At 66.7% G+C, this 20876-nt stretch carries 24 protein-coding genes and 1 tRNA gene; 9 read left to right on the top strand and 16 right to left on the bottom strand.

Going from position 1 to position 20876, the window contains the following annotated elements:
- Positions 1 to 18: 18 nt before the first annotated feature.
- Positions 19 to 912 carry an EamA family transporter RarD gene (gene rarD / locus AC5P6E_RS16475; RefSeq protein WP_019338652.1) on the bottom strand — a complete coding sequence of 298 codons (894 nt, stop codon included), beginning with the start codon at positions 910 to 912 and terminating at the stop codon, positions 19 to 21.
- Positions 909 to 1814 (bottom strand): drug/metabolite exporter YedA, encoded by a 906-nt coding sequence (gene yedA / locus AC5P6E_RS16470; RefSeq protein ID WP_019338651.1) that lies wholly within the window; start codon positions 1812 to 1814, stop codon positions 909 to 911. The genes rarD and yedA overlap by 4 nt, the downstream gene beginning before the upstream one ends.
- A gap of 223 nt (positions 1815 to 2037) precedes the next feature.
- Between yedA and AC5P6E_RS16465 the strand changes: the two genes are divergently transcribed.
- The gene (locus AC5P6E_RS16465) at positions 2038 to 3372 is read left to right on the top strand and encodes an MFS transporter (protein ID WP_019338650.1); all 1335 of its coding nucleotides are present in this window, start codon (positions 2038 to 2040) and stop codon (positions 3370 to 3372) included.
- A gap of 67 nt (positions 3373 to 3439) precedes the next feature.
- Positions 3440 to 3736: a hypothetical protein gene (locus AC5P6E_RS16460; RefSeq protein WP_010486965.1), complete on the top strand. Its 297-nt coding sequence runs from the start codon at positions 3440 to 3442 to the stop codon at positions 3734 to 3736.
- 88 nt (positions 3737 to 3824) lie between these two features.
- On the opposite strand, the gene AC5P6E_RS16455 is transcribed toward AC5P6E_RS16460, so the two are convergent.
- The 4 genes from AC5P6E_RS16455 to AC5P6E_RS16440 form a co-directional block, all read right to left on the bottom strand.
- A complete protein-coding gene (locus AC5P6E_RS16455) occupies positions 3825 to 5477 on the bottom strand; it encodes a M28 family metallopeptidase (RefSeq protein ID WP_019338602.1) in 1653 nt (550 codons plus the stop codon).
- 105 nt (positions 5478 to 5582) lie between these two features.
- Positions 5583 to 6515, bottom strand: a complete 933-nt coding sequence (locus AC5P6E_RS16450) for an MBL fold metallo-hydrolase (RefSeq protein WP_019338601.1) — start codon at positions 6513 to 6515, stop codon at positions 5583 to 5585.
- A gap of 103 nt (positions 6516 to 6618) precedes the next feature.
- The gene (locus AC5P6E_RS16445; protein WP_019338600.1) at positions 6619 to 6915 is read right to left on the bottom strand and encodes a hypothetical protein; all 297 of its coding nucleotides are present in this window, start codon (positions 6913 to 6915) and stop codon (positions 6619 to 6621) included.
- Positions 6916 to 7119: 204 nt separating this feature from the next.
- Positions 7120 to 8415: a tryptophan--tRNA ligase gene (locus tag AC5P6E_RS16440; RefSeq protein ID WP_010486969.1), complete on the bottom strand. Its 1296-nt coding sequence runs from the start codon at positions 8413 to 8415 to the stop codon at positions 7120 to 7122.
- Positions 8416 to 8523: 108 nt separating this feature from the next.
- Between AC5P6E_RS16440 and AC5P6E_RS16435 the strand changes: the two genes are divergently transcribed.
- Entirely contained in the window at positions 8524 to 9324 is an 801-nt protein-coding gene (locus AC5P6E_RS16435; protein ID WP_143994781.1) for a hypothetical protein, read from the top strand.
- A 76-nt stretch (positions 9325 to 9400) separates the two neighbouring features.
- Here AC5P6E_RS16435 and AC5P6E_RS16430 read toward each other — a convergent pair whose 3' ends face one another.
- From AC5P6E_RS16430 to rocF, 3 genes are all read right to left on the bottom strand, one after another.
- Complete coding sequence (locus AC5P6E_RS16430; protein ID WP_010486972.1) at positions 9401 to 9622, bottom strand: CsbD family protein; 222 nt, start codon at positions 9620 to 9622, stop codon at positions 9401 to 9403.
- Positions 9623 to 9825: 203 nt separating this feature from the next.
- On the bottom strand, positions 9826 to 9963 hold the full coding sequence (locus tag AC5P6E_RS16425; RefSeq protein ID WP_014035659.1) for an entericidin A/B family lipoprotein: 138 nt from the start codon (positions 9961 to 9963) through the stop codon (positions 9826 to 9828).
- A 162-nt stretch (positions 9964 to 10125) separates the two neighbouring features.
- Positions 10126 to 11046 carry an arginase gene (gene rocF, locus AC5P6E_RS16420; protein WP_049435516.1) on the bottom strand — a complete coding sequence of 307 codons (921 nt, stop codon included), beginning with the start codon at positions 11044 to 11046 and terminating at the stop codon, positions 10126 to 10128.
- 132 nt (positions 11047 to 11178) lie between these two features.
- On the opposite strand from rocF, the gene AC5P6E_RS16415 reads away from it, so the two are divergent.
- Entirely contained in the window at positions 11179 to 11526 is a 348-nt protein-coding gene (locus AC5P6E_RS16415) for a hypothetical protein (protein ID WP_010486978.1), read from the top strand.
- A gap of 24 nt (positions 11527 to 11550) precedes the next feature.
- Here the strand turns inward: AC5P6E_RS16415 and AC5P6E_RS16410 are convergent, their stop codons facing one another.
- Entirely contained in the window at positions 11551 to 12321 is a 771-nt protein-coding gene (locus tag AC5P6E_RS16410) for a DUF3011 domain-containing protein (protein WP_329835123.1), read from the bottom strand.
- Between the two features lie 594 nt (positions 12322 to 12915).
- On the opposite strand from AC5P6E_RS16410, the gene AC5P6E_RS16405 reads away from it, so the two are divergent.
- The 3 genes from AC5P6E_RS16405 to AC5P6E_RS16395 all read left to right on the top strand — a co-directional run bounded on the left by AC5P6E_RS16405 (position 12916) and on the right by AC5P6E_RS16395 (position 14650).
- Complete coding sequence (locus AC5P6E_RS16405; protein ID WP_191850476.1) at positions 12916 to 13323, top strand: hypothetical protein; 408 nt, start codon at positions 12916 to 12918, stop codon at positions 13321 to 13323.
- 80 nt (positions 13324 to 13403) lie between these two features.
- The gene (locus AC5P6E_RS16400; RefSeq protein WP_191850474.1) at positions 13404 to 13727 is read left to right on the top strand and encodes a hypothetical protein; all 324 of its coding nucleotides are present in this window, start codon (positions 13404 to 13406) and stop codon (positions 13725 to 13727) included.
- Between the two features lie 137 nt (positions 13728 to 13864).
- On the top strand, positions 13865 to 14650 hold the full coding sequence (locus tag AC5P6E_RS16395) for a hypothetical protein (protein WP_329835120.1): 786 nt from the start codon (positions 13865 to 13867) through the stop codon (positions 14648 to 14650).
- 112 nt (positions 14651 to 14762) lie between these two features.
- On the opposite strand, the gene AC5P6E_RS16390 is transcribed toward AC5P6E_RS16395, so the two are convergent.
- The 4 genes from AC5P6E_RS16390 to birA form a co-directional block, all read right to left on the bottom strand.
- Positions 14763 to 14838: transfer RNA gene (locus tag AC5P6E_RS16390), tRNA-Thr, on the bottom strand.
- A 40-nt stretch (positions 14839 to 14878) separates the two neighbouring features.
- Entirely contained in the window at positions 14879 to 15727 is an 849-nt protein-coding gene (locus tag AC5P6E_RS16385) for an SPOR domain-containing protein (protein WP_329835118.1), read from the bottom strand.
- 9 nt (positions 15728 to 15736) lie between these two features.
- Positions 15737 to 16468, bottom strand: coding sequence for a type III pantothenate kinase (locus tag AC5P6E_RS16380; RefSeq protein WP_049409961.1), 732 nt, complete (start codon positions 16466 to 16468; stop codon positions 15737 to 15739).
- Positions 16465 to 17433 (bottom strand): bifunctional biotin--[acetyl-CoA-carboxylase] ligase/biotin operon repressor BirA, encoded by a 969-nt coding sequence (gene birA, locus AC5P6E_RS16375; RefSeq protein WP_049435509.1) that lies wholly within the window; start codon positions 17431 to 17433, stop codon positions 16465 to 16467. The genes AC5P6E_RS16380 and birA overlap by 4 nt, the downstream gene beginning before the upstream one ends.
- A gap of 143 nt (positions 17434 to 17576) precedes the next feature.
- Between birA and AC5P6E_RS16370 the strand changes: the two genes are divergently transcribed.
- Both AC5P6E_RS16370 and AC5P6E_RS16365 read left to right on the top strand, forming a co-directional pair.
- Positions 17577 to 17855 (top strand): hypothetical protein, encoded by a 279-nt coding sequence (locus tag AC5P6E_RS16370; RefSeq protein WP_010486993.1) that lies wholly within the window; start codon positions 17577 to 17579, stop codon positions 17853 to 17855.
- Entirely contained in the window at positions 17822 to 18610 is a 789-nt protein-coding gene (locus AC5P6E_RS16365) for a M90 family metallopeptidase (RefSeq protein WP_029380115.1), read from the top strand. The genes AC5P6E_RS16370 and AC5P6E_RS16365 overlap by 34 nt, the downstream gene beginning before the upstream one ends.
- 84 nt (positions 18611 to 18694) lie before the next feature.
- On the opposite strand, the gene AC5P6E_RS16360 is transcribed toward AC5P6E_RS16365, so the two are convergent.
- Both AC5P6E_RS16360 and AC5P6E_RS16355 read right to left on the bottom strand, forming a co-directional pair.
- Positions 18695 to 20119, bottom strand: a complete 1425-nt coding sequence (locus AC5P6E_RS16360) for an ATP-binding protein (protein ID WP_019337797.1) — start codon at positions 20117 to 20119, stop codon at positions 18695 to 18697.
- A gap of 25 nt (positions 20120 to 20144) precedes the next feature.
- Positions 20145 to 20828, bottom strand: coding sequence for a response regulator transcription factor (locus AC5P6E_RS16355; RefSeq protein WP_004136763.1), 684 nt, complete (start codon positions 20826 to 20828; stop codon positions 20145 to 20147).
- Positions 20829 to 20876 lie beyond the last annotated feature (48 nt).

Below are 20876 nucleotides of genomic sequence, written 5' to 3'. Positions count from 1 at the left end.
GGCCGGATCCCGGCGCCGCTACCGCTTGCGCATCGTGCGGATGTTGTCGCCGACGAACAGCACCAGGCCGGCCCAGATCGCCGCGAAGCCGATCGCCTTGGCGGTATCGAACGCTTCGTGGAAGAAGAACACGCCCAGCAGCAGCTGCAGGCTCGGCGCGATGTACTGCAGGATGCCGACCAGCGACAGCGGAATGCGCTTCACGCCGTAAGCAAAGCCGATCAGCGGCACGGCCGTCACCGCACCGCCGAAGATCAGCAGCAGGTCGTTGCGCCAGCCCCAGCCATGGAAGAACGCGCCGCCATGGCCGTTCTCGGCCCAGATCGCGAACGCCAGCGCCGGCAGGAACAGGTACATGCTCTCCACGCCCAGCCCGGCCACCGGATCGACCGAAACCAGCTTGCGCAGCAGCCCATACAGGCCGAACGAACAGGCCAGGCCCAACGCGATCCACGGCGGCGTGCCCGCATCGATGGTCAGCCAGGCCACACCCACCGCCGCCATCGCCACCGCCACCCACTGCAGGCGGCGCAGGCGCTCCTTCAGCACCAGCACGCCCAGCAGCACGTTCACCAGCGGGTTGATGAAGTAACCCAGGCTGGTTTCGATCACATGGCCGGCGTTGACCGCCCAGATGTACAGGCCCCAGTTGAACGCGATGGTCAGGCTCGACACCAGCAGGATCGGCAGCGCGCGCGGCTGTGCGGCGATCTTCTGCCACCAGCCCAGGCGCGAACTGAGCAGCAGCCAGCCCAGCACCAGCACGGTGCTCCAGATGATGCGGTGGGCGATGATCTGGAACGAGGGGACCTCGTTGAGCAGGTGCCAGTACACCGGCACCAACCCCCAGATCACGAAGGTGGACGCAGTGACCAGCAGGCCCCGGCGTTGTTCTTTCTCGTCCATGCTCATTTCTTTCGTGTCCTTGCCATTGTCAGCACCACCACACCCAGAAGAATCACCGCCATGGCGAGGAAGTCCCGCCATCCAAAGCGTTCACCATTCAATGCAGCGCCCAGCAACACCGCAATCACCGGATTGACGTACGCATAGCTGCCCGCCAGCGCCGGGCGCACGTTCTGCAGCAGCCATACGTAGGCGGTGAACGCGACGATGGAGCCGAACACGCACAGGTAGGCCATCGCCAGCAGGCCGCCGGTGTCGGGCAGCGTGGTCGGGCGTTCGCCCACGGCCAGGCCGATCAGCACCAGCAGCACGCCGCCGCAGATCATCTGACCGGCAGCGGTCATGAACGGGCCCGGCAGGTCCAGGCCACGTGACCACACCGAACCGAACGCCCAGCCGATCGGCGCGATCAGCAGCAGCACCAGCCCGGTCGGCGAGGCGGTCAGGCTGCTGCCGGCATTGAGCCAGACCACGCCGACAAAGCCGACCGCGATGCCCAGCCATTCACCCTTGCTGGCATGTTGGCCGCGCAGCGCCGAGAACAGCGCCATCCACAGCGGCACCGAGGCCACCGCGGTAGCGGCCAGGCCCGAAGACACCTCACGCTCGGCCAGCACCACCATGCCGTTGCCCAGCACCAGCATGGTCACGCCCATCACCACCAGGTTGCGCCACTGCCGCAGGGTCGGGTTCGGCATCGTCCAGAACAGGCGCAAGGCCAGGAACATCAGGCCACCGGCAATGATGAACCGGCTGCCGGAGACCATCGTCAGCGGCAGCGCGCCGCCGTGCAGGGCCTTGGCGATGCCCAGGTAGGTCGAGCCCCAGACCACGTAGACCAGCAGCAATGCCAGCGCGACAAGGCCACCCCGGGGGGCAGCCGCAGACGAAGAAGGGGGAGCCGACATGACACACCAGGGAGCCGGGGGAAGGCGGATTCTAGGACGTTTTGAGTATGGTCCGGGACCCCGGACAGTGGCACGCTGTCATCCATCCATGCACCCTGCTCTGGTCTGCTACCCCGTGTTGACGGCCGATGCAGTACCAAGAGGGCTGCCCGGCCGCGCCGCCCCAAGGCCGGGCGCCGTTTTCCCTGCGCACGGACGCGCCGCATCGAGGATTCCCACCCAGATGAGCACCACGTCCCAACCTGCCGTACCCGCAAACGACCGCGCTGCCCTGCGGCGGTCGATCTCCAACACCCTCAAAGGCTCCGCCGGCAACCTGGTGGAGTGGTATGACGTCTACGTGTACTCGGTGTTCGCCGTGTACTTCGAATCGCAGTTCTTCTCGCCGGACGACAAGAACTCCACCCTGTACGTGTGGGCGATCTTCGCCGCGACCTTCTTGATGCGCCCGATCGGTGCCTGGTTCTTCGGCCGCTTCGCCGACCGCCACGGCCGCCGCCTGGCGCTGACGGTCTCGGTCACGCTGATGGCGCTGTGCTCGTTCCTCATCGCCATCACCCCCACCGCCGCCAGCATCGGCATCTGGGCCGCGGTCATCCTGCTGTTCGCACGCCTGCTGCAGGGCTTCGCCACCGGTGGCGAGTACGGTGCCAGCGCCACCTACATGTCCGAGGCGGCCATTCCCGGCCGTCGCGGCTTCCTGTCCTCCTTCCACTACGTCACCCTGGTTGGCGGCCATGTGCTGGCCCAGCTGACCCTGCTGCTGATGCTGACCTTCTGGGGCAAGCCGGAGATCTCCGAGTGGGGCTGGCGCATCGCCTTCGGCATCGGTGGCATCGCCGCGGTGGTGGTGTTCTGGCTGCGCCGCGGCATGGACGAATCGCTGTCGGAGTCGTCCATCGAAGCCGCACGCGAAGGCAAGGCACAGAAGTCCGGCTCGATGTACGAGCTGTTCGTGCACCAGTGGCGCCCGCTGCTGCTGTGCTTCCTGATCACCGCCGGTGGCACCGTGGCCTTCTACACCTACTCGGTGAACGGCCCGAAGATGATCCAGAGCGCCTTCGCCGGCAACGACCCGATGACCGGCACCCTGATCAACCTGGGCGTGCTGGCGTTCCTGATGGTGCTGCAGCCGGTCGGCGGCTGGCTGTCGGACATCATCGGCCGCAAGACCCTGCTGGTGTTCTTCGGTGTGGGCGGTGTGCTGTACAGCTGGTACCTGATCACCCAGCTGCCGCACCAGCATGACGCCACCCTGGCCTTCCTGACCCTGGCCATGGCCTTCGTCATCCTCACCGGCTACACCTCGATCAACGCGGTGGTGAAGGCCGAGCTGTTCCCCACCCACGTGCGTGCACTGGGCGTGGGCCTGGGTTACGCGCTGGCCAACTCGCTGTTCGGTGGCACCGCCCCGCTGCTGTACCAGGGCGCGCTGAAGACCGGCCATGTCGACTGGTTCGCTATCTACGTAACCGCCACGATCGCGGTATCGTTGGTGGTCTATGTGTTCTTCCTTACCAACAAGGGCCCGAACTGGCTCGACGGCACCCGCACGTAAGCGCGTTGCCGTAATTGCGGCCACCGGTGCAATGCCGGTGGCCGCTGCGTCTCCCGCCACGCCACTGATGTGGATCGCGGCGACGCTGGCCGCAGCCACGGCACTGGCCTGGCTGCTGCGCCGTCCCAACGCGCAGGCCGCGTGGCCACGCATCGGATTCGGGATCGCCCTGCTGGTGTTCTGCGGCGCGCTGGCGCTGCAGCTGGCGGTGGACCTGGGCAGCGGCCACAGCTCGCTGCAGCTGCGCCTGCATCGCGGCATCAACGCAGGATCACCGGTTGGCCTGCGTACGATGGTGGCGTGCTATCTGGCCGCGCTCGCTGCCAGTGGCTGGGGCGCATGGACGCTGTTGCGCCGGCGCTGACGAGCGCGCGATCGTGCCGGCCGCTGGCCGGCAACTCCACATTCTTTCCGAAGGTTCACGAGGTTGCCGGCCAGCGGCCGGCACTACCTCAGCGGCGGGCGGCTTCGCTCTTGTCGCGTGCGCTGCGGAACTCCGATTCCTTTTCCCACGTCGGCCAGCGGCGGCTGTTGGCCAGCTCGGCACCCAGGTCGTAGACCAGCAGGGTATCGGCGGCGTGGCCGCTCGGATCCCAGCTCGGGGTCCAGGCATCGCAGGCCTGGTGGTAGCAGTCGGCGAAGTACTTCTCGCGCAGCGCGCGGCCGGCTTCTACGCCGCCGTCCAGCTTGTCCAGACCGGGGCCGATGGTGATCGCCGGCACGCCCAGGCGGGCGAAGGCGAAGTGGTCGGCGCGGTAGAAGAAGCCCGCTTCCAGGTTCGGGTCCGGGCTGTAGCTGCGGCCGCGGGCCTTGGCCACGCGTTCCAGATCGCCTTCCAGCGACACCCGGCCCTTGCCCCACGAAGCGATGTCGCGGGTCGGGCCATCCGGGCTGAACATTTCGATGTTCAGCACTGCGGCGGTCTTGTCCAGCGGCGCCAGCGGGTGCGCGGCGTAGTAGCTGGCGCCCAGCAGGCCCTTCTCTTCGGCGGTCAGGGCCACGAAGTACAGCGTGCGCTGCGGCTGCGGGCCGGCGGCGAACACGCGGCCCAGTTCCAGCACCGTGGCCACGCCAGTGGCGTTGTCGATCGCACCACGGCGGATGCGATCGCCCTTGGCATCGGCCTGGCCGATACCGAACGCATCCCAGTGCGCGGAGAAGATCACCGCCTCGTCGCCATGCTCGCCGCCGGGCAGCTTGGCCACCACGTTGCGGGTCACCACCTGCTCGCGCTTGAGCGCGAAATCCACGCTCAGCTTCGCGTTGTCCAGTGCTACCGGGCGGAAGTCTGCACGCATCGCCTTGCGCTTCTCGGCATCGAAGTCGAGGCCGGCGTCGGCGAAGATCGCCTCGGCCAGTTCGCGCTGCATCCAGCCGCGCAGCGGCGTGTGCTGCGCCATCGCCTCGGCCTGGCCGCGCTCGATGTCGAACAGCGGCGAGGTGCCCGAGCTCTTCACCGTGGCCCAGCCATACGCAGCCGGCGCGGTCTCGTGCACGATCAGCACGCCTTCGGCACCACGGCGCGCGGCTTCCTCGAACTTGTAGGTCCAGCGGCCGTAATAGGTCACCGCCTTGCCATCGAACGCGCCCGGCGCATCGGCTTCGAAATCGGCGTCATTGATCAGCACGACGGCGATCTTGCCGTGCAGGTCCACGTCCTTGTAGTCGTTCCAGTGGCGTTCCGGCGCATCGATGCCGTAGCCGACGAACACCAGCGGCGCATCCTTGATCTGCACGCGCTTGCGCGGTTGCAGGCTCTGCAGGGTCACGTCCACGCCGTTGGCCAGCGCGCGGCTGCCCTGCTTCAGCGACAGGCTGGCCTTGGCCGGCCCCTCCAGCTGCGCACGTACCAGCGGCACCGGCTGCACCCAGCTGCCATCCACGCCACCCGGCTGCAGGCCGTAGCTGCGGAACTGCTCGATCAGGTACTGCACGGTGCGCTCTTCGCCTTCGGTGGCCGGCGCGCGGCCCTCGAATTCATCCGACGCCAGCACACGCACGTGGCGCGACAGTGCCTGCGGATCGATGCCGCCACCGGGAAGGTCATTGGCCGCATGGGCCAGGCCACCGACGAACAGGCAGGACGACAGCAGCAACACGCGCATCGGATTCACGGCAGTACCACGGCTAGCTTGGAAGTCACCAGAGTGTAACGTGGTCGTGACATCACGGCGCAGCCTGGGCCCACGTCATCCACGCATGGCGTGGATCTACCTGCTGATGCGATCCAGCCAGCAGGCCAGGCCCTGCGCATTGAGTTCGATGTCCATCGCCAGCACCGCAGTCACCGCCGCATCGTCCAGCGCACAGCCATGCAGCTGTGCACGTTCCAGGTACAGCGCCTGCAGTGCAGCCAGCAGGCAGCGGTGACGGTCCGGCCGGCCATCGCACTGGCGGCCGATGGCGGCCATCGCATCGATCTGCTCGAACAGGTCGTCGGCCAGTTTCTCCACCTGTTCCACACGACCGTAGTGGGTCAGGTACATCGCCTGCGGGCCGTAGCCCAGCATGCGCTGGATCGAGGCCTTCATCGCTTCCGGGTCGAACTGTACCGGCGACGACGTCGGGAAGATGAAGGCACCTTGCGCGCTGTCCAGCTCGCGGTAGGAGATGCCGAAGGTATCGCCTGTGAACCAGCTGCGGCTGCGCGCATCCCACACGCAGTAGTGGTGCAGCGCGTGGCCCGGCGTGTGCAGCAGTACCAGCTCGCGGCCGGCCAGGTCGATGTGGTGGCCGTCCTCGGCCACCACCACGCGGTGTTCGGCAATCGCCTCGATGCGGCCATAGCTGCGTGCGATCTCTTCGGCGCCGTACACCGCCGTCGCACCGGCAATCAGCCGGGTCGGGTCGATCATGTGCGGCGCACCGCGCGGGTGCAGCACCGCCTTTGCGTTCGGCAGCTGCTGCATCAGCAAGCCTGCGCCGCCGGCGTGGTCCAGGTGCACGTGCGTGAGCAGCAGCCAATCCACCGCTTCCACGCCCAGGCCGGCGTCCGCCAGCGCCTGCAGCATCGCCGGCACCGACAGCCCGGTACCGCAGTCGACGAAGGCCGCGCGACCGTTTTCAACGATCAGGTAGGCCGCGTCGAAGTCGGGACGCTGGAAGCCGGTATCGATGGTGTGGATGCTGGGGTCGGCGGTCATCGGCACGCACCTGGCAGGATCGGGAACGGACCCCCATGGTAGGCGCGCAGGCGGCCCGGGTTCGATGCGGCTTTGGTCGGGTAGTGCCGACCGCTGGCCGGCACTACCGGTCCAACCAGCGTGGCCGCAGCAGCAACGCCAGCACCAGCACCGCCAGGAACGCGCCGTAGGCATACAGCACCGCCAGCACCTGCGGCCAGATGGGTCCGGCGCCGGGCTGCACCACGCCGATGCGGTAGCCCCACAGCATCGACACGATGCTCAGGGCGAAAGCCACTACCAGGGTGGTGCCATCGAACAGGCGCCGCCGCGCGGTACGCGGCTGGCGCGGGAACAGCCAGTACAGGCTGCCCAGCAGCAGGAACCAGGGCAGGAACAGCAGCAGCGACAACCAGGCCATCGCAGACTCCATGTCATCGCGCCGGAGGCGCGCGGACATCATGCCACGGGCGCTGTGCCACGGTCGTGCCGGCGGAGTGCTTCCCTGTAGAGCCGAGCCCATGCTCGGCTGCTTTGCAGCCCAGCCGAGCATGGGCTCGGCTCTACAGAGGCGGAGCAAAGTCGAGCATGGCTCGACTCTACAAAGGGCAGGCAGGCCCGGCGATCAGGTCCCTTCGCGCAGCACGGCCAGCGCGGCCAGCACGGCGTCCACTTCGGCTTCCAGCTTGAACAGTTCGCTCTGCAGCTGGTCGCCCTGCTCGGCCTGCTTGATCACCGCGATCAGCTGGCCGGCATCACGCGGCGAATCGAAGCCTTCGCTCTGGATCAGCAGCGTGCCGTCACCGGCGGTCAGCTTGAAGTAGAAGCGGCCGTCCTTCTCGCGGTACTGCTTGAACAGCGGCGGTGCCACGCGGGCCACGCCGGCATCCTCGCTGGCGATGTCGCCGGCGCTGGACAGGTCACGCAGGCCCACCGCGTGGCGCAGCTCTTCCAGCAGCGGTGCCGCCAGCTGCTCGCGCAGCTGCTGGCCACGGCGCTTGAGCAACGCTTCGATTTTCTCCGGCTCGGCCATCAGCGCGTTGTAGCGCTCGCGCAGCGGCGACAGCTCGCTGTCGATGCGCTCGAACAGCTGCTGCTTGGCATCACCCCAGCTGATGCCGGCGGCGAACGCCTTGGCGAATTCGGCGGTCTGTTCCGGGGTGGCGAAGGCCTGGTACATCTGGAACAGTGCCGAGCCTTCGGTGTCCTTCGGCTCGCCCGGTGCGCGCGAATCGGTCAGGATCGAGAACACCAGCTTCTTCAGCTCCTCGCGCGGCACGAACAGCGGAATGGTGTTGTGGTAGCTCTTGCTCATCTTGCGGCCATCCAGGCCGGCCAGCGTCGCCACCTGCTCGTCGATCACCACGTCCGGCAGCGGGAAATACTCCTTGCCGTACACGTGGTTGAAGCGCTGGGCGAAATCGCGCGCCATCTCGATGTGCTGGATCTGGTCACGGCCCACCGGTACCTGGTTGGCCTTGAAGATCAGGATGTCGGCGGCCATCAGCACCGGATACATGAACAGGCCGGCGCTGACGCCTGCATCCTCGTCCACGCCTTCCTCGCGGTTCTTGTCCACCGCCGCCTTGTAGGCGTGCGCGCGGTTGAGGATGCCCTTGCTGGCGATGGCGGTCAGGAACCACATCAGCTCGGTGGTCTCGCGGATGTCGCTCTGGCGGTAGAACCACACGTGTTCCGGGTCCAGGCCACAGGCCAGCCAGCTGGCTGCGATCTCCAGGGTCGCGCGCTGGGTGCGCTGCGGGTCCTGCGACTTGATCAGGCTGTGCAGGTCGGCCAGGAAGAAGAAGCTCTCGATCCCCGGCGCGCGGCTGGCCGCGATGGCCGGACGGATGGCGCCAACGTAGTTGCCCAGGTGGGGCGTGCCGGAGGGGGTGATGCCGGTAAGGACTCGGGTCGTCATGACTGCGTGGGGTAACCTTCGATGAACGGGGCCAGTTTACCTTGCACGCCACCAACCCCGTCAGGGCCCGCGGCGCGTTCATTCACGCAACCCCGCTGGAGACGCCCGATGAAACGCCTGCTGCCCCTGCTGCTGATCCTGCCCCTGGCCGGCTTCCGCCCGGCCCCGCCACCGCCGCCGGTATACGAGGGCGGCCCCGTGCGCATGGCCCTGGTCGACCGCGACCGCGGCACCGAACTGCGCAGCTACCCCGCCGAGGGCCAGCGTTGGGTGGCCGGCGAGCGCGGTCACCGCTACGCCGTGCGCCTGTACAACGACAGCCCGCGCCGGGTGCTGGTGGTGCTGTCGGTGGACGGCGTCAACGCCATCTCCGGCGAGGATGCCGATCCCTCGCAGACCGGCTACGTGCTCAACCCCGGCCAGCGCGCCGACATCACCGGCTGGCGCAAGAGCCAGGACGAAGTGGCGCAGTTCGTGTTCAGCAGCCCCAGCGGCAGCTACGCCAGCCGCACCGGGCGCCCGGACAACATCGGCGTGGTCGGCGTGGCCGTATTCGAAGAGGCGCGTCGCTGGCGCCCCGAGCCGATCCTGCGCCGTGGCCTGCCGCTGCCGGCCCCGGCCGCGCAAGCCGAGGCTGCCGCTGATGCCAGTGCCAGCCGCATCGAGGGCTATGGCAGCAAGTCGCAGGCCCCTGCGCTGGGCACCGGCCACGGCGCTCGCGAACAATCGTCGGTACGCGATACCGACTTCGAACGCGCCAGCCGCAGCCCCGCCCAAGTCCTGCAGCTGCGCTACGACAGCGCCCGCAACCTGCGCGCACGCGGCATCCTGGTGGATTCGCCCTCGCGCCTGCCGCGCGAGCCGCAGGCGTTCCCGAACCGCTACGTGCCCGACCCGCCCGCGCGCTGAGCGCAGACAACACAACGCCCGCAACCTCTCGGTGCGGACGTTGTGCTGTGGGGGAAACTGTCGCGCTTGGTCGCGCTTACTTGTAGTCCGGGTAGTCCTTGCTCACCGCATCCTGGAAGTCACGGACTTCCTTCTCGGCGCGGTCCTTGGCCCAGCCATATCGTTCCTGCAGGCGACCGGCCAGATACTCGGCATTGCCCTCGGCCACATCGAAATCGTCGTTGGTCAGATCGCCCCACTTGGCCTGGGCCTTGCCCTTCAGCTGCGACCACTTGCCGGAAATGATGTCTTTGTTCATTGCTGGGAATCCTTGGCTGCAACGGCGTTCTTACCGTGGCTCCAGCTTCGCGCAGCGGCTGTTGGGTGCCGGTCAACCGACCATGAAAACACTGCTCACTTGCTTGAATGGTTCACTACGCTTCGACAGCATGCAGTGAAAAGCACGCACAAAAAAAGGCCGGGGATGTCCCCGGCCCTTTCTCTTTCCGTTCCGCGCCGGGCTTACTTGCCCTTGGCGGCGTCCTCAACCTTTTCACCGGCCTTCTGCACGTCCTTGCCAGCACCGGCCACGGTGTTGCAACCGGCCAGCAGGGCCACCGAGAACATCGACAACAGCATCAGGGCAACTACGCGCTTCATGGGCTTCTCCTTGGGTTCGCCGCTATACCGCTTCATTCGCGGATGGGATTCTTTCGCTCGGCGGGAGGGCACCAATGCCCACTGCCGCCGCGTGAAGTGCAATCTGGCGGCAGGGGCGTGGAGCGGGCGTGAACGGTTCGGCAATCCGTTCAGCAGGGGCGGTCAGTCGCGCATCAGGGTGGACTTGCCGAACAGGCTTTCCACCAGGTCAACGGCCAGTTCAGCGGTGGCATTCTGCTTGTCCAGCAAGGGGTTGAGCTCAACGATGTCCAGCGACCCCATGCGCCCGGTGTCGGCGATCATTTCCATCACCAGCTGCGCCTCACGGTAGTTCACCCCGCCCGGCACGGTGGTGCCCACGCCCGGTGCGATGCTGGGGTCGAGGAAGTCCACATCGAAGCTGACATGCAGGTGGGTGTTCTCGTCGATACCGGCCAGCGCCGCCTCCACGGTGCGCTTCATGCCGTTCTCGTCGATGTAGCGCATGTCATAGACATCCACCTTGTGGGTCTTGATCAGGCGCTTTTCTTCCGGGTCCACCGAGCGGATACCGATCTGGTGCATCTGCGACGGGGTGATCGCCGGTGCGCTGCCGCCGAGGTGGGTCAACGCGTCCGGGCCGAGGCCGCACAGGCAGGCCACCGGCATGCCGTGGATGTTGCCCGAGGGGGTGACATCGCTGGTGTTGAAATCGGAATGCGCATCCAGCCACAGCACGCGCAGGGTCTTGCCCTGCTCGCGGCACCAGCGCGCCACCGCAGTGATCGAACCGATGCCCAGGCAGTGGTCGCCGCCGAGCATGATCGGCATGCGCCCGGCCTGCAGTTCGGCATAGCTGGCTTCCATCAGCGCGTGGTTCCACGCCACCACTTCATCCAGGTGCCGGTAACCTTCCACCGGCGCGGTCCACGGGTTGCGCGGACCATCCAGATTGCCCAGGTCGCGCACGTCCACGCCACGCGCCTCCAGCGCCTCCGGCAGCCCAGCCACGCGCAGCGCTTCCGGCCCCAGCCGTGCACCGCGATGGCCCGCACCGACATCGGTGGGAACGCCAATCAGGGATACGGAAATGGGATGGGCCATGGGTGCCTCCTGCGGTGGGGAAAAAGAAGCACAGTCTAGCCAGAGCTGTGTGACACCACTCGCGGCGGTGCAGCAGGGCATTGGCATGGCATGATGCCGCGCGGACCCGACCGTCCTTCATGGAAGATTGCGATGTCGCCCTTCATCAATACCGCATGGCCACGCTTCTTCATGGGCGCGCTGCCCATTGCCGCTTTTGCGGTTCTGTTGAGCAGCTCGATCGATGCGTCGCCGAACCGCTGGCTGATGCAGGCGACGCTACTGCTGGTGCCGTTCTCGACCCTGGTATTCCTCGGGTTGGGTTGGCAGCGTCTGCGCAAAGCACACGCCGAACACCCGATTCTGAAAAGCGAGCTGCCCCGTGTGGCGACGGCGTTGATCGGCAACGTGAAGGTGGCGGCGCTATGGTTCGGCCTGACCTTCGTTGGTATGTTCGCCCTGATGCTGGCGTGGGTGTTGCTGTATAGGTCCTGCGGCTGAAGCCTGCCCCAGCCCGCTGCGCGCTCAGCTTCCGCGGTGGCGAACAGGCGTCACGCTCTGCACCTGGCCGTTGTTGCGCATCATGCACAGGAAGCGGCCATCGGGATAATCGATGATCAACTCCTGATAATCGCTGCCCACCGGTAGCTGAGTCACCAGCGTGCCTTGCGCACCCTTGCGCATATTGCAGGAACCCAGTGCGGTATCGCCTGCGGGCGCGGGGGTGGTCACCGAAGACACATTGCGGAACACCGCACGGCAGCCACCATTCACCCACACCGAATGCCGCGCCAGCCCCCAGTTCTTTCCTTCCTCGCAGCGGGTGCGGCTGAGCTGGCGCACGATTTCCACGTTGCCTCGGGTATTCAGATCGCATGACACCTGCTGCTGGCCGGTGGACTCGCAGGTGACTTCGCGCGGCAGCGCGGCGTCGTTGTCGTCATCGTGGCGACGGTGGTCGCGATGTTCAGACGGTACGGGCGTTCCACTGGCACTGACCTGGCAGATGCCATTGGCGCCGCCTCGGCCGGTATAGCTGATCTGCGGCGTGCCGTCCTCGTTGCTGCTGATCGACAGCGTGATGCCGCTGTTGGCATCGCGTGCTTCGGAATAGCGGTCGTTGAAGCGTTTCACCGTGGCCTCGCGGCCCTGCACGTAGACCGGACCGCCTTCGTCGGCGTGCACGTCGATGCCGCCTGGGCAGCTGGCGTTGAAGAACGGTACCGCAGCCATGGCCGGGGCCACGCAGGTGGTGGACAAAAGTGCGACGGTGAGCGACAGGGCATGGCGACGCATGTGCGGATCCCGAAGGGGCCCAGGGTGGGCGTGTGGCGGCAGTATGCGGTGGGGCGTTGCGGGCTGTCCGTGAGGAATATCAAGATCCAGGCGGCGCGCATGGGGATTCATGTCTGATAGGGTGTTCTGGAAGCCCTGCCGGGGAAGTTAAGCCGGCTTTACTTTCTGGGCCTTAAAGGGCCGTGCGACAGCAATGACGCACCAGAATTCGTCGTTGGTTGCAGTCCTGCGCGATATGTCGCTTCTGGCATTGCCATGGTCGAAACGGGCCAATTGCGATAATTCATTTTCCCTTTCAGATCACCCGATGCCATCGAAACAAACGACTGGCAGGCGGTGATTTCACGTGCGCATGATGAATCGCCACCTGCAAAGGTGGTCGGGACTTCCAAGCCTGTGTTGTCAACGATGTATACGCTTGCCAGCCGGCGTCGTCCTCCCAAGTACGGCGCCGGCTGGCAATCCGTTCGCCGATCGACGGCGGGCGGTGCGTGGGGGCCTCGTGCCCGCCGATTCGTTGACCCGGTCTTGGAAGCCACGCATCGCCCGCCACCCTCTTCGGGTGGCGCCTCTGTTCCCGACGAGGATGCCCGCATGCCCAAGACTCATCACCCGTACCTGACCGCCACCCTTGGCGAGGCCGCGCTGCGCCTGCCGCCCGAACTGGCGCAGCCATTGGAGGCCGCTTTCGCTGCCGCCAACGAGGCCCCTGCGCCGATCAACCTGCCCGGCTGCCTGCAGCGCATCCAGGCCGGTGACGCCGCCGATGGACAGCCGTGGCCGGGACCGGCAGGCACACCTGGCGACGTCGTGGCTGCCGCACGCAGGGAGCGCGCCGCAGTGGGCCTGGTGTCGCTGCTGGAGCTGTACCACGCCGCAGAGCGCGTGCGCGTGGACGGGGAAGAGAAAGACGATATCGGCGATGGCACGCGCGAAGGGCTGATATTGGCCTGTCGGGGGCTGGCGGAGTATGTAGCGTTGCAGGTGGGTAGGGCTCAATAATGCGGAACATTGAGATCCCCGTTGCACAGGTTCACAACGTCACTGCCGTGGCTATCGAATCGAGCAGGCCCGCTTCTGGAATGAGCACACCTTATCCAAACCTGAAACCTGTTCTCGTTGAGCTGCGACTGGACGAAGTGGATTCGCGCGGCGGCGCTGTTCCCGAGTTGATCGCCTCCACCGCGCGCCCCATGGCGCTCTCCATGAGTCCCCGACTCACGTGGTACAGCTTCGTCTTGAATGACAGAACCATGACCCGGATCCGTCCCGGCACTCGGACGAACTGCACGATCTCATTCATCAACCATGACGGTGCGAAGGAGGCATTCCCCTATGGCACATTGGCCGCCTTCGGAGACGGATCGTCGACAAGAGGGTTGATCCGCATCATCCGGTTTGATTGAAACTGTTCGCGCCAGACTACCGGGAGTTCGAAAGACGGGATTGTGTCAACCACCCCTCGCCGCACGTGTGCATGGAGATGTAGTAAACAACGGGAGATGTGGCTGCACCTTGAGCACCCGCACCTCTGGGAGAAGCGATGAAAGGAGTCGTACTCGCCGCATTCGCCGCCTCCATCCTGGCAGGCTGCGCCGCAACAATTGGATTGCCACAAGGCATCCCTCCGGATGGCTACACCGAGCTGGTGTCCACGCCTCTCGGTCCATTCCGCTACTTCCGATCCCTGTCCACTGTTCCGGGGCGCAAGGACCTGCCCGCTCTGGAATCGGTTCACTGCGCCAGCACCCAGCACGAAATCCTGCTCTTGATGGCTGCAGGAACACAGATTGACGTTGCCGATACCTGCATGCGCATTGATGCAGCAGCGAAATTCTCCGAATCATGGATAGAAGCAAAGGCGAACAGATACCGGATCCTTCTCGCGCCAACGGATACCGCCGCGACGATACAGTCGCGTACTTTTGGATCGTTCTCGGGTGGGAAGACGTTGGCACTTGCGGCTTCGATACATGACGACCGCGAACGGACGGTTGCGAACCTTGTCGATCTGGTCGCACACGAGACATTCCATGCGCTAGGTCATGCCACAAGGCACCCTCAGGCGCTTGATGAACGCATCGCCTACTACGCCGGACTCTGCGCACAGCTTCAGGTAAATGGCGTTGTTCGAGAGGATTCGCTACCTGGAGCCGCCATCGGCTCGGACGACGCTGCAGTGCAGCTGTCTTCGCAAGCAGCCTATCGTGTCCGTCTCGAGACCTATCCCCTTCTCGCCGATGGCCGCATTCAACTCAAGGAGCAATCCGGCGAACGTATGCTCCAACGTTGCAGTCAACTCAAAAGGGGCATTGCGGTGCCACGGTGAACTTGCCTGCAGGCTCCCATTCTTCCCCAGAACGGCAACGCACAAAATAACCCGCCATTGCAGCAGGTTGATTGTTCTCCGTGGACATGTGCGGATGCCAAGGGATCGAAGATGGTGCCGCTTATCCGAATCGAACGGATGACCTACTGTTTACAAGACAGTTGCTCTACCAACTGAGCTAAAGCGGCATGGGTGGTGCACCCGCGGCAGTGCCGCGGTCCGGGGATTCTAGCGCAACCTTGCGCATTCCAGCGACCGGCTCTGTGCCGCGCCGCTGCGCTGCTGGGCCTGGGCCGGCTGCGTACCCGCGGCCAGCTGCCCTTCCAGCCACCATTGGCCGGCGTCGCCGCTGGCCACCAGGCGCGGCTGGAAGCCGGCGGCCTGCACGGCGGCCATGCGTCGCTCGGCGCCTTCGCGGTTGCGGTACTGGCCCAGCGCCACGGCGTTGATGTCCTCGCCCTGGCTGATGATGTAGTAGTCGCTCAGGCCGGCGGCGACGATGCGCTTCACCGTGGCCTGGGCTTCTTCGCGGTTGGCGGCGGCCGGCAGCATCACCCGGAAACGGGCGCTGCCACTGGCAGCGGGCTGTTCGCGCAGGTGTACCTGACTGATGACGCTGCCGGCCTTGCCCTGTGCACTGGTCGCGGCCGCGCGGTCGGCGAACGGGCCCAATGCCACGCAGCGCGCCGGTTCGGCAGCCACGGGCCGGGTTGCGGGTTTTTCCGGTGCCGGTACGGGTGCAGGCGGTGTTACGGGCTTGGCAGCGGCAGCAACCGGCGTAGCCTCAGCCACCTGCGGCTTGGCAATCTCCGGCCTGGCCGGGGCGGCGGGCGCCGGCGTGGCAGCCACAGCCGTCTTCTCGGCCGGTTCGCGATCCATCAGCGGCGCAACAGGTGCGGCAGCAGTGGCATCGGCGGCCTCAGCCGCATCAACGCCACCGGGCACCCAGCGCAGCTCGGCGACGCCGGCCGGTTGCGGCGGCGGCGCAGGCGGTTGCGGCGCATCGCGCAGCAGCCACCAGCAGGCGACGCCAAGATTGAGGATGGCCAGTACGACGATCAGGGCACGGGTCAGCATGCGCGGATACTAGCCTGCGGGCTGGTGCACCGCCCAGCGGGCGAGGCCATCCAGCACCAGCGAGGGGTGGTAATCGGCGCCGGGCAGCAATGGCATCAGCGCCGGTGCGCCGCCACCATGCACCAGCAGCGAGGGCGCAACACCCAGCAGCGTCTGCGCCTGCTGTGCGCTGCGTTCGATCAGCGCCACGGCCGCACCATCGCAGCCGGAGGCCAGCGCGTCGGCGGTGTCGTTGGCGAATTCGCTGTAGTCACCGCCCGTGGCCGGCAGCTGCACCGCGCGGGCGTGCAGCGCTTCGCGCATGGTGGTGGGCGATGCGGAAATGCGGCCACCGTGGTGCTGGCCGTCGGCGTCGAGCAGATCAATCGTCAGTGCGGTGCCCACGCCGACCACCAGCACCGGGCGCTGCGCCTTGGCCGCGGCCAGCAGGGCCAGGAAGCGGTCGACGCCGAACTTCTCCGGCTTGGCATAGGCGATGCGCACACCGGCGCATTCGGCGCTGGTGCGTACCACGTGTACGTGTTCGAAGCGGCGCTGCAGCTGGTCCAGCATGGCGCTGGTCAGCGACGGTGCGGCCACGCTGGCCACGAACGCGGTGCGGCCGCTGGGCAGGCTGTGTGGCGGCTGCCCGGCCATGCCTTCGGCGCCATGCGCCCAGGCCTGCACATCGCCGGCACGGTCACCTTGCAACGGCGCGAACTTGAAGCGCGAGTTGCCGAGGTCGAACAACCAATCGCTCATGCCGCCCTCACACTGACTTCGCCGGCGTGCAGCAGGCGCTCGCGGCCATCGATGCGCACGCGCAGCGCGCCGTCATCGGCCAGGCCGAGCGCGGTGCCGTGCTGCCACTGCCCTTCCAGTTCCACCCGTACTTCGCGGCCGGCCAGCATGTCGAACGCGGCGTAGCGCGGCAGGAACGGAGCGAGACCTTCGCGATCGAATTCTTCCAGCGCCGGTAGCAGGCGCGTCAGCACGGCAGCGACGACCACGTTGCGGTCCACCGGCTTGCCGGCCAGCGTGTCCAGATCCACCCACGGCTGGGTGATCTGCTCGGCGAACGACGGCGGCATGTGCGTGTTGATGCCGATGCCGATCACCGCGCGCGCCGGACCAGCGTATTCGCCACCGCCTTCTGCGAGCAGGCCGACCAGCTTGCGCTTGCCATCGACGATCAGGTCATTCGGCCACTTCAGCTGCGCCTGGGTGTAGCCCAGGTCGTGCAGCGCTTCGGCCACGGCGATGCCGGCCACCAGGCTCAGCCCGGCCAGGCGGCCGAGGCCGCCGGAGAACAGGCGCAGCACCGACAGGTAGATATGCGCGGCCAGCGGCGACGCCCACGTACGGCCGCGACGGCCGCGGCCGCCGGTCTGGCGTTCGGCCAGCAGGACGCTCACCCCGCGCTGGGGCGCGCTGCAACGCAGCAATTCGGCGTTGGTCGAGTCCACTGTCCAGGCCACCTGCAGGTCGTGCAGCAGGGCCTGGACGTCGGCGGGCAGGCCGGCGCGGATCGCGTCCGGGTCCAGCAGGTCGACCGGGCGGGTCAGGCCATAGCCCTCGCCAGCGCGGCCCTCGATGTCCACACCGGCGGCCCTAAGTCCTTGAATACGCTTCCAAATGGCCGCCCGGGTCTGACCCAGCTCACGGGCCAGGGCGTCGCCGGACAGGCGACCGGCAGCGAGTTTGGCCAGCAATTGGCGATCGTCCACGGCAGCTTCCACGAAGTCAGAAAGGAATTATGCGGGAAAGCCGCCAGCGACGCCCGCCACCGGTGGGCCGCAGGGGCTTCCAACCGGGTGCCGGGTTCGGGCTAGAATCGGGAACTCACCCTCCCTTAACGTGGATGTCGTCAATGCGCCGTTATGCCCATTGCCTGATCCTGCTGACGATGCCCTTCGCGGCGTCTGCGACAGCAGCGCTGGACGACAGCCGTGGGGCATGCGTGTCCTCCAATGGCGATGCCGCCTCGCAGCGCGCGCCCACCGCCAGCGCATCGGCTGCCAGCACCAAGGCGGCACCTGTACGCCCGGCTGCCAGCACCACCACCGGCGGCGGTGGCAGCGACGACGACATGCTGCCGCGCATCCGCGCGCCGAAGTGGCACAGCTACCTGCCGGGAATGTTCCGCTGATCAAGTCGTTGCTGCAGTGGCTGCGGCCTGCACCGCGGCCGATTGACGATGCACTTTGGGAAGACGCCTGCCAACGCGCGGCGTGGCTGCACGGCCTGGATGACGGGCGTCGTGGGCGACTGCGCCTGCTGGCCACGCGCTTCCTGCACGAGAAGACCATCACCCCGATCGGCGATCTGCAGCTGCAGGCCGGCGATGGCGTGCTGCTGGCCGCGCTGTGCTGCCTGCCGCTGCTGGAGTTCGGCGAAGTGGGACTGGAAGGCTGGTCGCAGCTGATCGTCTACCCCGACGCGTTCCGCGTGCACCGCAGCCACATGGATGCGGCCGGCGTACTGCACGAGTGGGATGACGAACTGATCGGCGAATCGTGGGACAGCGGTCCGTTGATCCTGTCCTGGGCCGATGTGCAGGCCGACCTGTCGGCGCCGCACGAGGGCTACTGCGTGGCGGTGCACGAGATGGTGCACAAGCTGGATGCGCTGGATGGCGCGATGGACGGCACGCCGCCGCTGCCGCGGCAATGGCAGCGCGAATGGGCGGCTACGTTCCAGCAGGCTTACGATGCCTTCTGTGCGCAGGTAGACGCGGGTGTGGAAACGCTGATCGATCCGTACGCGGCCGAAGCGCCGGAAGAGTTCTTCGCGGTAGCGAGCGAGTATCACTTCTCGGCGCCGGATCTGCTGCAGCAGGCATTGCCGGAGGTGGCCGCGCAGCTGCGGCGGTTCTATGGCGAGCCGCCGACGATGGTCGGCTGATTCACTACCGCAGCTTATGTAGAGCCGAGCCATGCTCGGCTGCATTTTGCGGAGCAATCGAGCATGGCTCGACTCTCCACAAGGCTACGGCCCCGGCGGCAGGCGCACTTCGAAACGGGCGCCGCCCAGTTCCTCGGAGCGGCCCACAGCCAGTTCACCGCGGTAATCCTTGATCAGGTCCTGCACGATCGACAGGCCGATGCCGTGGCCCTGCACGCGCTCGTCGCCACGCACGCCACGCTGCAGCACCTTGCCGATGTCGTCCGGGGCAATACCCGGGCCATCGTCGTCCACCGCCAACAGCAGGCCGGCGCGACGCGCGTTCGGTGCCGGCAGCGGCTGCGCGGTCAGCAACACGCGGCGGTTGGCCCACTTGAAGGCGTTTTCCAGCAGGTTGCCGAGCAGTTCCTGCAGGTCGCCCGGTTCGCCGTGGAAGCGCGCGGCCGGGTCGATGTCGAATTCGCACAGCACGCCCTTGGAGGCATAGACCTTTTCCAGGCCACGCACGATCTCCTCGGCGTTGGATTCAATCGGCAGCGGCGCGGAGAACAGCTTGTGGCCCGACGACGCAGCACGTGCCAGCTGGTACGAGACCAGGTTGTTCATGCGCTGCAGCTGCACGTCCAGCTCCTCGCGCAGGGCGCCGTCCCCGGCGCCGCTGTCCATCTGCGTGCGCAGCACGGCGATGGGCGTCTTCAGGCTGTGCGCCAGGTCGGCCAGGGTGTTGCGCTGGCGCTCCAGGTTCTCGCGCTCGCTTTCAATGAAGGCGTTGATGCTGTCGGTCAGCGGTTCCAGCTCACGTGGGTGGCGCTCGCTCATGCGCTCGGTCTCGCCGCGCTGCACCTTGGTCAGCTCGGTGATCACGCGGCGCAGTGGGCGCAGGCTCCACTGCAGGATAACGGTCTGCAGCAGCAGCAGGATCAGGCCGATGCCGCCCAGGTAGAACCAGACCCGGCTGCGGAACACGCGCAGCTGCGCACCCAGCGCGCGCGAGTCTTCCATCACGTAGATGGTGTACGGAAACTCGGTGGCAGGGTCGGCGTCGGCGTCCCACACCAGGCCCAGGCCATAGCGGTACACCGAGCCCTGGCTGCCGTCGATCTGGATCATCGGCAGTGGGCCTTCGAACACTTCCTGGCGCGGCGCGAGCAGGCCACCGCCCGCGGTGGGCAGCATCGGACCTTCGGCGGACATCGAATTGCCCTTGCCGTGCGGCATCACCACCTGCAGGTACAGGCCACTGCCCGGCACGTCGAAGCGCGAATCCGGCGGCTGCTCGCGGATGTACAGCGAGCGGTCGCGGGTGAAGTCGATGCCGGCCGCGTAGGCGGTGGCGTAGTTCTTCAGGCGCTCACGCAGGTTCGCCTTCGCCGTATCGGCGAAGGCGGCGTCGAGCGCGTAACCGGCCAGCGCCAGGAACGCGACCAGGCCCACGGACGCGGCGAACATCTGGCGCGCCTGCAGGGAGCGCGGCCGCCAGCGTCGGAAGAACCACAGACGGCCGGACATCGTGCTATCGCCAGGGTGAGCCGGCTCAGCCCTCGTTGCGCGGGATCGCGAAACGGTAACCGCGGCCGCGCACGGTCTCGATCGGCTTCAGTTCGCCATCCGGGTCCAGCTTCTTGCGCAGGCGGCCGATGAAGACCTCCAGCACGTTCGAGTCGCGGTCGAAGTCCTGCTGGTAGATGTGCTCGGTGAGGTCGGCCTTGGAGACCAGTTCACCGGCGTGCATCATCAGGTACTCCAGCACCTTGTACTCGTAGCTGGTGAGGTCGACATTGCTGCCGGCCACGCTGACGGTCTGCGCAGCCAGGTCCAGGGCAACCGGGCCGCATTCCAGCGTCGGCTTGCTCCAGCCAGCGGCGCGGCGCAGCAGCGCGTTGACGCGGGCCAGCAGCTCTTCGACGTGGAACGGCTTGACCAGGTAGTCGTCGGCGCCCTGCTTCAGGCCCTCGACCTTGTCCTGCCAGCTCGAACGCGCGGTCAGGATCAGCACCGGGAATTTCTTGCCTTCGTCACGCAGGGCCTTGATCAGCTCCATGCCCGACATCTTGGGCAGGCCAAGGTCGATGATGCCGACATCGAACGGAACTTCGCGCCCCATGTAGAGGCCTTCCTCGCCGTCCTGCGCAGCATCGACGGCAAAGCCTTCGCGCTTGAGCCGGGCTGCCAGGGTCTCACGCAGCGGGGCTTCGTCTTCGACCAGAAGGATACGCATGAACTCTCCCTAGTGTCCTGGGTGTGGCCCGGAGGCCTGTGGGGTACG

The sequence above is a fragment of the Stenotrophomonas sp. YJH_SMC_16 genome (genome assembly GCF_059367875.1).
Note: the sequence above shows the minus strand (reverse complement) of the source record. Positions and strands in the feature narration are given on the sequence as shown.

Bases quoted from the DNA above. Each gene is read 5' to 3' on its own strand.
- rarD (WP_019338652.1), bottom strand. From the start codon at position 912: ATGAGCATGGACGAGAAAGAACAACGCCGGGGCCTGCTGGTCACTGCG.
- yedA (WP_019338651.1), bottom strand. From the start codon at position 1,814: ATGTCGGCTCCCCCTTCTTCGTCTGCGGCTGCCCCCCGGGGTGGCCTT.
- AC5P6E_RS16465 (WP_019338650.1), top strand. From the start codon at position 2,038: ATGAGCACCACGTCCCAACCTGCCGTACCCGCAAACGACCGCGCTGCC.
- AC5P6E_RS16460 (WP_010486965.1), top strand. From the start codon at position 3,440: ATGTGGATCGCGGCGACGCTGGCCGCAGCCACGGCACTGGCCTGGCTG.
- AC5P6E_RS16455 (WP_019338602.1), bottom strand. From the start codon at position 5,477: ATGCGCGTGTTGCTGCTGTCGTCCTGCCTGTTCGTCGGTGGCCTGGCC.
- AC5P6E_RS16450 (WP_019338601.1), bottom strand. From the start codon at position 6,515: ATGACCGCCGACCCCAGCATCCACACCATCGATACCGGCTTCCAGCGT.
- AC5P6E_RS16445 (WP_019338600.1), bottom strand. From the start codon at position 6,915: ATGGCCTGGTTGTCGCTGCTGCTGTTCCTGCCCTGGTTCCTGCTGCTG.
- AC5P6E_RS16440 (WP_010486969.1), bottom strand. From the start codon at position 8,415: ATGACGACCCGAGTCCTTACCGGCATCACCCCCTCCGGCACGCCCCAC.
- AC5P6E_RS16435 (WP_143994781.1), top strand. From the start codon at position 8,524: ATGAAACGCCTGCTGCCCCTGCTGCTGATCCTGCCCCTGGCCGGCTTC.
- AC5P6E_RS16430 (WP_010486972.1), bottom strand. From the start codon at position 9,622: ATGAACAAAGACATCATTTCCGGCAAGTGGTCGCAGCTGAAGGGCAAG.
- AC5P6E_RS16425 (WP_014035659.1), bottom strand. From the start codon at position 9,963: ATGAAGCGCGTAGTTGCCCTGATGCTGTTGTCGATGTTCTCGGTGGCC.
- rocF (WP_049435516.1), bottom strand. From the start codon at position 11,046: ATGGCCCATCCCATTTCCGTATCCCTGATTGGCGTTCCCACCGATGTC.
- AC5P6E_RS16415 (WP_010486978.1), top strand. From the start codon at position 11,179: ATGTCGCCCTTCATCAATACCGCATGGCCACGCTTCTTCATGGGCGCG.
- AC5P6E_RS16410 (WP_329835123.1), bottom strand. From the start codon at position 12,321: ATGCGTCGCCATGCCCTGTCGCTCACCGTCGCACTTTTGTCCACCACC.
- AC5P6E_RS16405 (WP_191850476.1), top strand. From the start codon at position 12,916: ATGCCCAAGACTCATCACCCGTACCTGACCGCCACCCTTGGCGAGGCC.
- AC5P6E_RS16400 (WP_191850474.1), top strand. From the start codon at position 13,404: ATGAGCACACCTTATCCAAACCTGAAACCTGTTCTCGTTGAGCTGCGA.
- AC5P6E_RS16395 (WP_329835120.1), top strand. From the start codon at position 13,865: ATGAAAGGAGTCGTACTCGCCGCATTCGCCGCCTCCATCCTGGCAGGC.
- AC5P6E_RS16385 (WP_329835118.1), bottom strand. From the start codon at position 15,727: ATGCTGACCCGTGCCCTGATCGTCGTACTGGCCATCCTCAATCTTGGC.
- AC5P6E_RS16380 (WP_049409961.1), bottom strand. From the start codon at position 16,468: ATGAGCGATTGGTTGTTCGACCTCGGCAACTCGCGCTTCAAGTTCGCG.
- AC5P6E_RS16370 (WP_010486993.1), top strand. From the start codon at position 17,577: ATGCGCCGTTATGCCCATTGCCTGATCCTGCTGACGATGCCCTTCGCG.
- AC5P6E_RS16360 (WP_019337797.1), bottom strand. From the start codon at position 20,119: ATGTCCGGCCGTCTGTGGTTCTTCCGACGCTGGCGGCCGCGCTCCCTG.
- AC5P6E_RS16355 (WP_004136763.1), bottom strand. From the start codon at position 20,828: ATGCGTATCCTTCTGGTCGAAGACGAAGCCCCGCTGCGTGAGACCCTG.